The sequence below is a fragment of the Verminephrobacter aporrectodeae subsp. tuberculatae genome (assembly GCF_026127385.1).
In the GTDB taxonomy this organism is placed as follows: Bacteria; Pseudomonadota; Gammaproteobacteria; order Burkholderiales; family Burkholderiaceae_C; genus Acidovorax; species Acidovorax aporrectodeae.
Window position 1 is genome coordinate 526,855 of the sequence record NZ_QZCX01000003.1, and the last position, 11,851, is coordinate 538,705.

Annotated in this window: 13 protein-coding genes; 9 read left to right on the forward strand and 4 right to left on the reverse strand. The window is 65.4% G+C overall.

The window, feature by feature from the left end:
• Positions 1–6: 6 nt before the first annotated feature.
• Positions 7–558: a YggT family protein gene (locus tag D5041_RS17420; protein ID WP_010108268.1), complete on the reverse strand. Its 552-nt coding sequence runs from the start codon at positions 556–558 to the stop codon at positions 7–9.
• 83 nt (positions 559–641) lie between these two features.
• On the opposite strand from D5041_RS17420, the gene D5041_RS17425 reads away from it, so the two are divergent.
• Entirely contained in the window at positions 642–1,277 is a 636-nt protein-coding gene (locus D5041_RS17425; RefSeq protein WP_265258817.1) for an LON peptidase substrate-binding domain-containing protein, read from the forward strand.
• 23 nt (positions 1,278–1,300) lie between these two features.
• Here D5041_RS17425 and D5041_RS17430 read toward each other — a convergent pair whose 3' ends face one another.
• The 3 genes from D5041_RS17430 to hisF are packed head-to-tail and all read right to left on the reverse strand — an operon-like array spanning position 1,301 to position 4,521.
• Positions 1,301–3,109 carry a polysaccharide biosynthesis protein gene (locus D5041_RS17430; protein ID WP_265280889.1) on the reverse strand — a complete coding sequence of 603 codons (1,809 nt, stop codon included), beginning with the start codon at positions 3,107–3,109 and terminating at the stop codon, positions 1,301–1,303.
• Between the two features lie 9 nt (positions 3,110–3,118).
• A complete protein-coding gene (hisH, locus tag D5041_RS17435; RefSeq protein WP_010106053.1) occupies positions 3,119–3,769 on the reverse strand; it encodes an imidazole glycerol phosphate synthase subunit HisH in 651 nt (216 codons plus the stop codon).
• Entirely contained in the window at positions 3,766–4,521 is a 756-nt protein-coding gene (gene hisF / locus D5041_RS17440; RefSeq protein ID WP_010106051.1) for an imidazole glycerol phosphate synthase subunit HisF, read from the reverse strand. The genes hisH and hisF overlap by 4 nt, the downstream gene beginning before the upstream one ends.
• 62 nt (positions 4,522–4,583) lie before the next feature.
• Between hisF and D5041_RS17445 the strand changes: the two genes are divergently transcribed.
• The 8 genes from D5041_RS17445 to neuC all read left to right on the forward strand — a co-directional run bounded on the left by D5041_RS17445 (position 4,584) and on the right by neuC (position 11,850).
• Complete coding sequence (locus D5041_RS17445; protein ID WP_010106049.1) at positions 4,584–5,594, forward strand: NAD-dependent 4,6-dehydratase LegB; 1,011 nt, start codon at positions 4,584–4,586, stop codon at positions 5,592–5,594.
• A complete protein-coding gene (locus D5041_RS17450) occupies positions 5,569–6,753 on the forward strand; it encodes a LegC family aminotransferase (protein WP_010106047.1) in 1,185 nt (394 codons plus the stop codon). The genes D5041_RS17445 and D5041_RS17450 overlap by 26 nt, the downstream gene beginning before the upstream one ends.
• Before the next feature lie 6 nt (positions 6,754–6,759).
• Positions 6,760–7,815 carry a nucleotidyltransferase family protein gene (locus tag D5041_RS17455; protein ID WP_265285340.1) on the forward strand — a complete coding sequence of 352 codons (1,056 nt, stop codon included), beginning with the start codon at positions 6,760–6,762 and terminating at the stop codon, positions 7,813–7,815.
• A 45-nt stretch (positions 7,816–7,860) separates the two neighbouring features.
• The gene (locus D5041_RS17460; RefSeq protein WP_265285341.1) at positions 7,861–8,088 is read left to right on the forward strand and encodes a hypothetical protein; all 228 of its coding nucleotides are present in this window, start codon (positions 7,861–7,863) and stop codon (positions 8,086–8,088) included.
• A 192-nt stretch (positions 8,089–8,280) separates the two neighbouring features.
• On the forward strand, positions 8,281–8,478 hold the full coding sequence (locus tag D5041_RS17465) for a hypothetical protein (RefSeq protein ID WP_265285342.1): 198 nt from the start codon (positions 8,281–8,283) through the stop codon (positions 8,476–8,478).
• A 155-nt stretch (positions 8,479–8,633) separates the two neighbouring features.
• On the forward strand, positions 8,634–9,992 hold the full coding sequence (locus tag D5041_RS17470) for a hypothetical protein (RefSeq protein ID WP_265285343.1): 1,359 nt from the start codon (positions 8,634–8,636) through the stop codon (positions 9,990–9,992).
• Positions 9,989–10,681, forward strand: coding sequence for a class I SAM-dependent methyltransferase (locus D5041_RS17475; RefSeq protein WP_265285344.1), 693 nt, complete (start codon positions 9,989–9,991; stop codon positions 10,679–10,681). Before D5041_RS17470 ends, D5041_RS17475 begins: the two co-directional genes overlap by 4 nt.
• A 2-nt stretch (positions 10,682–10,683) precedes the next feature.
• Positions 10,684–11,850 (forward strand): UDP-N-acetylglucosamine 2-epimerase, encoded by a 1,167-nt coding sequence (gene neuC, locus D5041_RS17480; RefSeq protein WP_265285345.1) that lies wholly within the window; start codon positions 10,684–10,686, stop codon positions 11,848–11,850.
• The last annotated feature ends 1 nt before the right edge of the window (position 11,851 follow it).

Below are 11,851 nucleotides of genomic sequence, written 5' to 3' on the forward strand. Positions count from 1 at the left end.
GCGGCCTCAGCGCATTGCGCTGACCTGCAGATGCCCGAGGACGATCATCGCCACCTGGAGCACGACCACCGCGATCAGCGGAGAGAGATCGATGCCGCCCACGCGCGGAAGAATCCGGCGCAGCGGGCGCAGCACCGGATCGCACAACCGGCCAATCAGCTCCGCCAGGGGCGATCGCCCCTGCACCTGCACCCACGACATGACGACGTGGACGATGAGCAGGCCGATCAACCCGGATGCGGCCACGCGCATCAGGCCGCACAGCACGAGCCATGGCAGCCAGGCCCACGCAAAGCCCATCCCCAGCAGCATGAGCAAGAAATACTGCGCCAGCTGAACCAGCACGGCGGCGAGCAGGCTGGACGCGTCCCGACGGCCCACCAGCGGCAGCACCCGGCGCAGCGGCAGGACCAGCCAATCCGTCAGGGCAAAAACAAAGCCCCCGACCGGGTTGAAGAACGAGACCTTCTGCCACTGCATGTACAGACGCAAGAGACAGGCCCCCGCGAGCAGGCCACCGACGACGTCGAGCAGAAAAGATGCAATCTGGTAGAGCATGGATGAGCGCAAAACGAGGCTGCCCCGCAGCGAAAACTAAACAGCGTCGTGGGATGATACCGGGCCCAGGCCCCACCCCCTCCATGACGCAAATCCTCACCCTGTCGTCCCTGCCTCTTTTTCCGCTGGAGTGCGTGCTGTTCCCGGACGGCCGACTCGCGCTGCGCGTGTTCGAGTTGCGCTACCTCGACATGGTGCGCAAATGCCATCGGGCAGGCGCGCCGTTCGGCGTGGTCGCGCTCACCGAGGGCCGGGAAGTGCGCTCGGCCGGGGCCCCCGAGGAGCGCTTCCACGACGTCGGAAGCCTGGCGCTGATCGAGCAGATCGACAACCCGCAGCCCGGGCTGATCACCCTGCTATGCCGTGGCGCCCAGCGCTTTCGCATCACCCGGCGCGAGCAACTGCCCCGGGGCCTGTGGATTGCCGACGTCGAGCACATCGACCCGGACCGGACGCTGCCCGTTCCCGAAGACCTGAGCCGGGTCGCCACCACCCTGGCCCTGGCGCTGCGCGCATTGGCGCAACGCGACCCGGAGCGCCCCGCCGCGATCCACCCCACTGCGGCCCAGCTCGACGACTGCGGCTGGGTGGCGAACCGCTGGTGCGAGCTGCTGCCGGTGCCGCTGGCGCTCAGGCAAAGGCTGATGGCGCTGGACAATCCGCTGGTACGGCTGGAACTGGTGGGGGATATGCTGGAGCGGGCGGGGATTGCCGGGTAGTGTCCTTGTCGCGCAGCCCCATGTCATCGAAGCACGTATTCCGGCACCAGCGTCCTGAGCCACGCACGCAGGGCCCGGTCCTCTGGTTCAGGATCAGCATCGGCGATCCATTGCAGCACCGCCTTGGCGTCCGTTAGCGCCTGCCGCGAGGTCTTGGCGATCCTGAGCTTGGGATGCGGCGTTGCCACACTGGTCTCGTCATTCGCCAGCAGTTCCTCGAACAATTTCTCGCCGGGCCTCAGACCCGTGTAGCTGATCGGGATTTCCAACTCGGTTTTTCCGGACAGCCGGATCATCATCCGGGCCAACTCGATGATCTTCACCGGCTCGCCCATGTCGAGCACGAAGATCTGCCCCGAACGCCCCATCGAGCCGGCTTGCAGTACCAGCTGCGCGGCTTCCGCAATCGTCATGAAGTAGCGCACGATGTCCGGATGCGTCACGGTGACCGGTCCCCCGGCGGCAATCTGCCGGGTAAACAGCGGCACCACCGAGCCGCTCGAACCCAGCACATTGCCAAAGCGCACCGAGACATAGTGCGTGCCCGGGAACCCCTGCGCAGCGCTTTGCACCATCAACTCGGCCAGCCGCTTGCTGGCCCCCATCACGTTCGTCGGGTTCACCGCCTTGTCGGTGGAGATCATCACGAAACGCCCGGCCCCGCAAACCCCCGCTGCACGCGCCGCGTGCCAGGTGCCGGCCACGTTGGTGCGCAGCGCCTCGATCTCGTTGAGCTCCTCCATCAAGGGCACATGCTTGTACGCAGCGGCATGAAAAACCACGGCCGGGCGGTGCTTGTTTGCGATGGCCAGCAGGCGCTCGGGCTCGCGCACGTTCGCGGTGTAGTACATGCCCTGCATCTGCGGGTGGGCCGCGCGCAGTTCCTGCTCCAACTGGTAGATGGAAAATTCGGAGATGTCGGCGCACACCAGCCGCCGCACACCGAAGCGCGCAACCTGACGGCACAGCTCGGAGCCTATGGATCCGCCAGCGCCCGTTACCAGCACGGTTTGTCCCGACAGCAAGCCCGACAGGCTGGCCACGTCCAGTTGCACGGGGTCACGGCCGAGCAGGTCCTCCAATTCCAGCCTGCGCGGCACGGCGACGCCGTCGCCCTTGAGCCATTCGTCCGGCCGTGGCAGCGTCAGCAGCGCCAGTCCGGCGTCGGCGGCCTGCAGCAGCATCTCGCGCCGGCCCGGGGCGCCCGGCGGGCTGGCCACGAGCAAGGCCTGTACCGCCAGCGACTGCGCAATGCGCGCGGTCTCGGCCGGCGTCCCCCAGACCCGCACGCTCTGCAACGACCGGCCCACCTCGGCGGGCTGCGGCGACAAAATGCCCACCGGCTGCCATTGCGCCGATCCCTTGAGGGCCCGCAGCGCGTCCGATGCCTCCTGCAACATGCCAAGAATCAGCACCGGCTTGCCATGCTTGAGCACCAGGCGCCGTTCGTCCAGCGTGCGCAAAACCGCCCTGGCAGCGCCCATCAGCACCAAGGCGATCAGCGGTTGCAACAGCAGGACCGAGCGCGGAAACGCCGGCAGCCTGAGCATCAAGATACCCGCCGCAGTCAGTATGCCGCCCAGGGCAATGCCGACGACCAATTGGCGCAGTTCGGGCAGACCGGTATAGATCCAGACTTGGCGGTAAACCCGGGCGAACGCGAAACCGGCCCCGTAAGCGAACACACACCAGGAACTGCTCGCCTGGGCCAGTTGGACAAATTCCTCGGGAACGTCCAGATTGAAACGCAGCCAGAAAGCCAGCCACCAAGCCGCCAGCGCCAACGCCAAGTCAGCGATGAAGAGCACCAGGGCCGGGCGCGGCAATTGCATGGGCCCCCCTCACAGGGCCAGGAAAGACCGCAGCACGCCAAGGCCGTGTTCACCGCTGCGCTCCGGATGAAACTGACAGCCCCAGATGTTGTCCCTGCCGACCGCCGCACAGATGCGCACGCCGTCGTAGAAGGTATCGGCCAGGCGATGCGCCTCGTTCGCAGGAACAGGGGCGAAGGAATGCACGAAGTACACGCTCTCCCCCTCGGGCATTTGTGCCAGCGGCGAATGCGCCCAGGTCGGTCGGGCCGCCGAACGGCCCAGGGCACTCCAACCGATATGCGGGATGCGATGCGAGCCACCGGCCGGCGTGGCTTCGGCAACGGGCTTCACACGGCCTGGAATCAGACCCAGCCCGGGATGCTCGCCGAACTCCTCCCCGACGTCAAACAGCATCTGGACCCCTGCGCAAATACCCAGAAAGGGTCGGCCCGTGGCGCCAAAACGCCGCACCAGGTCGTCGAACCCGCGCTGGCGCATCTCCGCCATGCCGCCCATGAAAGCGCCGACGCCCGGGAGCACGAGACGCTCGGGCAGCGCTGGCACCGCGGTGGCGCACTCCACCACCCTGACGCTGGCACCACAGTGCTGCAAGGCACGGACTACGTTGAGCAGATTACCGATTCCGTAATCCATGACGGTGACCGCCAGACCGCTCACAGGCGCACCTCCAGGCCAGCAGCTCGCGCGTGGGCCTTCAACTCGGCAACACCCGCGCGCCTCCAATGCAGCGCATCCGCGATCGCCAAACCGCAGGCACCGGCGTCGGCCGCCTGTTTCAGGTCCGAGGGGCAGCCATAACCGCCGCTGGCAATGATGGGCACCCTGACGCAGCCAGCCACGGTGCGCACCAAGTCCACGTCGAAGCCTCTGCGCGTGCCCTCCTGATCGACTGAGGTCAACATGATCTCGCCAGCCCCCAGGGCCACTGCTCGTTCGACCCACTCGACGACGTCCAGCCCCGTATGCTCGCGGCCGTTGTCGACGAAAGCCTCCCAGCCACCCCCGGATTTGCGCTTGGCTTCGACGGACAGCACCATGCACTGAGAGCCGAAGCGCTGCGCAACCTCGGTGATCAGCGCGGGCCGGGCCACGGCCGCGGTGTTGATGGCCACCTTGTCGGCGCCGGAATGCAGCATGGTGCGTACGTCCTCCAGTGAGCGGATACCACCGCCCACCGTGATGGGCACGTATATCTGGTCGGCAGCCCGCTGGATGATATCGGCCAAGTTGTTGCGTTGGTACAAACTGGCCACGATGTCCATGAAGACCAGCTCGTCGGCTCCCTGGCCGTAATAGTCAAGGGCGAACGCATGGGGATCGCCGACGACCCGCAGGCCTTCGAGATGGATACCCTTGATGAGCTTGGGCCCCTTGATGTCGAGTCGGGGAATGATTCGAATGCCAGCCAAAACGGCCTCCGGAAGGACGCGGGCTTGTATAGTACCCGCCCAAAAGCAAACTATTTGTCCTGATGCCACCGTTCCAGAACATCCTGATCACAGGCGCTGAGGGGTTCATAGGCTCGCACCTCGTCGAAGCCTTGGTGGCACAGGGGCGCCACGTCCGCGCCATGGCCTGGTACAACGCATTCGGTCACTACGGCTGGCTCGATACGCTGCCCGACGCCACGCGCAGCAAGATCGACCTGGTCATGGGCGACGTCCGCGACGCATTGTCGGTGCGCGAGGCGATGCGCGGTTGCGACGCCGTCATGCACTTGGCGGCCTTGGTCGCCATTCCCTACTCGTACCAGGCGCCCGCGTCCTATGTGGACACCAACGTCACCGGAACCTTGCATGTGCTGCAGGCAGCGCGCGACTTGGGCGTCGGGAAGGTGGTGCACACCTCGACCTCGGAGGTCTACGGCAGCGCCCGGATCGTACCCATCGCAGAAACCCATCCACTCGCCGCCCAATCGCCCTACGCGGCCAGCAAGATCGGCGCCGACCAGATGGCCCACAGCTACTACTGCGCCTTCGGCACACCGGTGGCGACCGCGCGGCCGTTCAACACCTATGGCCCGCGCCAGAGCCTGCGCGCAGTCCTGCCCACCATCATGCTGCAAGCCCTGAGCGCCGCGCCTGCGCTGCGCCTGGGGGCCTTGTCGCCGACGCGCGACTTCAATTTCGTGACCGACACCGTCGCCGGCCTGCTCGCCATCCTGGACAGCGACAAGGCTGTGGGCGAGGTCATCCAGCTTGGCAGCGGGCACGAGGTATCCATCGGCGACGCGGTCCGGCTGATCGCCGAGATCACCGGCAAACCCTTGGCAGTTGAAACCGAACCGGCCCGCTTGCGCCCCGCCGCAAGCGAGGTCGAGCGGCTGGTCTGCGACCCGGCAAAGGCCCGTGCGCTGCTCGGCTGGCAAAGCACCCTGGCCGGCCGGGATGGCCTCAGGCAGGGCCTGACCCGCAGTCTGGAATGGTTCGCCAACCCGCACAACCGCAGCCACTACCATGACGCACAGCGCTACGTCGTCTGAGATCATCGCCGCCATCACGGCGGTGCTCGGCAATGCACCACGCCCGGTTGCGCTGCATGAGCCGCTGTTCGTCGGCCATGAAAATGCCTACGTCACATCCTGCATCGACGCGGGCTGGGTGTCCTCGGTCGGCTCCTTCGTCAACCGCTTCGAAAACGACCTGGCCGCGTTCTGCGGCGCGCAGCACGCAGTGGTCATGGTGAATGGCACCTGCGCCATGCACGCGGCATTGATGGTCTCGGGCGTGCAGGCCGGCGACGAGGTGCTGGTCCCCGCGCTGACCTTCGTGGCCACCGCGAACGCAGTGGTGCACGCCGGCGCGGTGCCGCATTTCGTCGATGTCGAAGAAAGCGCGCTGGGCGTCGACCCGGTGGCCCTTCGCAGCCATCTGGAAGGCGTCGCCCTGCGCCAAAGCGGCCACACGGTGAACCGGCTGACGGGCCGACGGATCCGTGCGCTGATGCCCGTGCATGTCTTCGGCCACCCGTGCCGGCTCGAGGAACTGGCCGCGATCGCCCAGGAATGGGGGCTGCAACTGATCGAAGACGCGACCGAGGCGCTCGGCTCCACCGTGGACGGACGCCCCGTCGGCGGCCGGCACACCGCCGTCTTCAGCTTCAACGGCAACAAGATCATTACCACCGGCGGCGGCGGCGGCGTCACGACCAACGACGAGGACCTGTACCTGCGCCTGAAACATTTGACGACTGCGGCCAAGCAACCCCATGCCTGGGCCTTTTTGCACGATGAGGTCGGCTACAACTACCGCATGCCCAACCTCAACGCTGCGCTGGGCTGCGCGCAGCTCGAACAGGCCCCCCGCTTCCTGGCTGCCAAGCGGGCGCTGGCTGCGGCCTACGCGCGGGCCTTCACCGGCCTGAGCGGACTGCGCATCCTGCCGTCGCCGCCCGGTACCGAGAGCAATTACTGGCTGGTGACGCTGCTGGCCGAGAACGCCGACCCCGGCTGGCTCGACACCACGCTGCAGGCCTTGCACGGCGCCGGCCTGCAATGCCGACCCGTGTGGCAACCACTGCACCTGCTGCCCATGTACCACCACCATCCCCGCAGCCCGCTGCCGCGCACCGAATCGCTGGCGCAGCGCATCATCAGCCTGCCGTCGAGCGTGCGCCTGGGTCTGCCGCTGCTGCCCGCCTAGCCTGCCATGCTGCTCGACGCCACACGCAACATGCTGCCGGAGCAGGCCCCGGTCTTGCAGGCCCTGCAGATCCTCGACCAGGCGCAGGCCAAGATCGCGCTGGTCGTGAACGCCCAAGGCAAACTCAGCGGCTGCGTGGTCGACGGCGACGTGCGCCGCGGCCTGCTGCATGGGCACAGCCTGGAAACACCGGTCAGCCAGATCATGCACCGACAGCCCTATGTGCTTCCGGCCCACTCGTCGCGCCAGAAAATATTGCACGCCATGCAGGTGCTGGAGATCAAGCAGGTGCCGCTGGTCACCCCCGAGGGCCTGGTGACCGGCATCGCCGTGCACGACCTGCTGCTCGGTCTGCAGCATGGCGAGCGGCCGAACCACGTGGTGGTCATGGCCGGTGGCAAGGGCAAGCGGCTGCTGCCGATCACGCAGGACCTGCCCAAACCCATGGTGCAGCTGGGCGGCAAGCCGATTCTTGAATGGATATTGCTGCGCCTCAGGCATTACGGTTTTCGGGAATTCAGCTTCGCGATCAATTACCTGGGCCATGTGATCGAGGACTATTTCGGCGACGGTACGGCCTTCGGCTGCCGCATCCGCTATGTCCGCGAAAAGGACTTTCTGGGCACGGCCGGCGCCCTGTCCTTGCTGCCTCCGGGCGACACGCACCCGCTGGTCGTCACCAACGGGGACATCTTGTCGGGAATCGATTTCGGCCATTTGGTGGACTTTCACGCCGCAGGCGGACGCAGCGCCACGGTATGCGCCCGCGCGCACCGCGTGGAAGTACCTTACGGCGTGATCGAAATGCACGCCGGCTGCCTGCAGGGCATCGTCGAGAAACCCGTTTATGACAACCTCATCAGCGCGGGCATCTACGTGCTGTCACCGCAGGTACTGGCACGCATCCCGAAGGATCAGGTGCTGGACATGCCGGACCTGCTGCGCTCCCTGATCAACGCGCACCATGCAATCGGTGTCTTCGTGCTGGAGGATGAATGGGTTGACGTGGGTCGCCACGATGATCTCGAGCGTGCCAAGCGCAACTTTACAGACCCGGGCTGAAGTTCCCCACCCTTTCACCCCGGGCGACCGCTTCCGGTGCAGCAGGTGCGTCAGCGCTTTGGCCTCAATCAGGTGATCATGATCGGCGACCGGGGCATGATCTCCAGCAAGGCGATTTCCGAGATGCGCAACGACGACGGCATCGCGTGGATCACGGCTCTCAAGAGCGTTTCGATCCACACCCTGGTCGAGCAAGGGCAGTTGCAGATGGGCTGTTCGATGAACGCAATCTGCTGGAGATCAGTTCACCGGACTACCCCGGCGAGCGCCTGATGGCCTACCGCAATGAGGCGCTCGCCATCCTGCGCGCGCAAGCGCGAGAGCCTGCAACAGTTCGTCAATGCGCTTGGGGCAGGTCCTAATGTTACAAAATTATGACACTACGTTTTGCTGTCGAGAAAAAACATATTGATATCAATGACTTACGCGATTCGGAGAGGGAAAATCAGCGAAAAGTTAACAAACTTGGGCCAAAGCAAAACGCTCGACAACGGGCAACCCGTGCACAATTTCCACACGCTGATGGCCGAGTTGGCCACCCTGGTGCGCAACACCTGCCGCACACCACAGGCAGGCCAAGACGCGCCCAACTTCGACGTGTTGACCACCGCCAACGCTTGCCAACAGCGCGTGGTGGAACTGTTCAAAACCATCCGGTTGTAGTCAGAAACCCCGACTGCCAAACCATCGTAAGTCGTTGATGGGATTGACAACTCGGCTCAAGGGTAGGGGAACTTCAGTTTAGGGCTGATCCGTCGAAGTATTGGGTATCAATACCCAGCCCTAGCGGGGGGCTGTTACGTGGGAGGATTTCATTTATGGGCAAGGTTTACGTTGTCGTCGGTGCCGGTTTCCGGGGCTTTTGCGACGCCCTGCAGTTGATTAAGGAACCTGGGGCCAAGATCTATATGGTCGACCGTGAGCCGTTCTTCGGCGGCATATCCTGTTCGGGCAAGGTCCGGGACTTCTCGGTGGACAAGGGCGTCCACATGCTCGACAGGATACCCCAGGAGTTGGTCGATAACGTCACGGAAATCATGGACGGGCGTGTGCGCGCCATCGACTCCGTCTCGGTCAGCGCCTTCAACGGCCAACTCACAGAAGGCTTTTCACTGCCCGATCTGTCATCCCTGCCGGACGACACCAGGACCCGCATCACGGCAGAACTGAAACTGCTTGCCGCCGACGCCGGCAAGGGTGGTGCTCCGGTACCCCGCAATCTGCGCGGGCTTTTCGAGGCCCGTTATGGCGCGACCGCTGGTGGCATATTTGCTGGCATCTTCCAGTCGATCTACCACATCGATGCCAGGCTGGTCCAGCCGGATGCCATCTCCAAAACCTCGCTGGGACGCTTGAAGCATCTGGACGATCCGCTGATGCTCGCACTCAAGGCGAGTGACCCCTTCCTCGATGCGGTACTCGCTGCGCGCCGCCAGGCGCTGGGCAAAGTCGACGACCTCGTTTCCATCTATCCCGACACCGGTGAAGCCATGCGCGGCTGGTGTGTCCGCGCCCGCAAGTGGCTGGAGGATCGCGGGGTCACCATGTGTCTGGGTCAGAACATCGAATCCATCGAAAGCAGTGGCGACAAGGTTCGCCTGAAAACCGGGGCTCACACCATCGACGCCAACAAGATCATTTGGACCAACGACAACACGCAGGCGTTGGCCTGCCTGCTTGGTTTTGACTTCGACACGCGCGACCTGGTCTCGAACACGCCGATGCTGTTTGCCACGCTGATCACGAGAGCCGAGCACATCAAGGACTTCACCTACCTGCAGAACTTCGACCCCGAGGGCAAGACCTACCGCACGGCCTGCGCCGGCATCTACAGCGGCCAAATCGACGCCGACGGGAATAGCTTCGTCACCTGCGAATGCCCGACCCCCATCGACTCCGAGCGCTGGAACAACCCCGGCCAAGCCCACCACGCAATCTGGCAGGAATGCAAGGCGCTGGGCATCGTCAGCCCCGACGCCGAATTGGCTGACCATGCCGTGCTGCGCTTGCCCTGCACGTTCAAGGTGGCCAAACTCGGGTACGATGAGAAACTCCGCGAGTTTGAGACCGAGGTCGGGCGCCGCATGCGTGCGCTCATCTTTCGCGACGTCAAGCCGTTTTTTCGCCGCGACATCTACCTGGACTCGCTCAGGGTCCGGGATCTCGCCAACGCATGATGACTGCACCGGATTACACCGCCCACTGGGACGAGAAGTTTCGCAGCCGCAGCTGGGGCCGCTACCCGCCAGAAGACCTGGTCCGCTTCATGGGACGCCATTTCCGCGCCGCGGACAAGCGCGCGGTGAAGGTGCTGGAAGTCGGCTGCGGACCGGGCGCGAACCTCTGGTTCATGCATCGCGAAGGGTTCGCGGTGCACGGCATCGACGTCTCACCCACCGCCATCGACATCGCGACCGCCCGGCTCGCCAGTGAAAACGCCGGCATCCCCAGCCCCGCAGCGGACCTGCGGGTGGGCCATTTCGCCCACCTGCCCTGGCCCGATGGACATTTTGACGTGGCCGTCGACATCTTCGCGCTGTGTGCCAACACCACGCACGTAATCCGCCAGACGCTGGCCGAAATCGCGCGCGTCCTCAGACCAAACGCGCTGTTCTACAGCAAGCAGTGGGGAACGAACTGCACGGGCCATGGCCTGGGTCGGCAGCTCGAGCCGGGAACCTTTGACGAGATCCCCGAAGGACCCTGCCGCGGCATGGGCGTCTCCCATTTCTTCACCCGCGCGGAGATCGACGCGCTGTTTGGCGAATTTTTCGGGATCACGGCCATCGACCGGGTCCTCCGCAGCGACATCGCCGCGAACCAGCAGATCGAGGAATTCCACTGCCAGTTCATCCGGCCCCGCTGAAGATGCCTTCGGTCTGCTTCGTCACCCTCAGCCGCTCCGACTACGCGAGCCTGCGCCCGGCGGCGTTGGCCGCGCTGGCCGACCCGGCCATCGACCTGCGCCTGATCGCCGGCGGCAGCCACGCCATGGCGCGCTACGGCAACACGCTCGAGCAGATCCGCGCGGATGGTTTGCCGCTGCACGCCGTGGCCCGGTTCCTGCACGAGACCGACGACAGTCCCTCCGAACTGGCCGCGGCCTACGCGCGCGCGGTGGCGCAGTTCGTGCCCATCCTCACCGAGCAACGCCCCGACTATGTGTTCGTCATCGGCGACCGCTGGGAACTGCTGGCGGTGGTGTCCGCGGCCGCGATGCTGCAGATTCCCATCGTCCACCATTCCGGCGGCGACATCACGCAGGGCTCGTCCGACAACCAGACGCGCTACGCCCTCAGCACCCTTGCGCACCTGCACCTGGTGGCGCTGCCCGAGCACCGCGAACGCCTGCTGCGCATGGGCGAGCAGGACTGGCGCGTGATCACCACCGGCGAGCCCGCGCTCACGGCGCTGGCCGCCCAGGACCGGATCGCGCCCGACGTCCACGGCCGGTTCGGCCTGAGACCGGGCGAGCCCTTCGTGCTCGCCACCTTCCACCCCACATCGTTCGACAGCGCGCCGCCTGAGCGCCAGGTCGAGGTCTTCCTGCAGGCGCTCGACGGCATCGCCTGCGCCGTCGTCCTCACGGCGCCCAACCCCGACCCGGCGAGCGCGCTGTTCCTGGCCCGGTACCGCGCTTATGCGGCAGCCCACCCGAACGTCCGGCTGTACGACAGTCTGGGCACACGGCACTACTACGCGGCCATGGCGCAGGCGCAGTACATGATCGGCAACTCGTCCAGCGGCCTGTGGGAGAGCGCGAGCTTTCGCCTGCCGGTGGTCAACGTCGGCCCGCGGCAGCAGGGCCGAGTCCACGGCAGCAATGTGCTGCACTGCGACCTGGATCCCCAGGCCATCGCGGCGGCCATCGCCCGGACCACGGACCCGGACTGGCGCACGGGCCTGGACGGCAACAACCCCTACGTGAAGCACGACACCCTGGCGCTGATCCTGAATTGCTTCAAGCACCCCTGGGACCGGGGACGATTGTTGGCCAAGCGCTTCATGGACCCGCTGGCGCAGCGCTCAGCCTAAC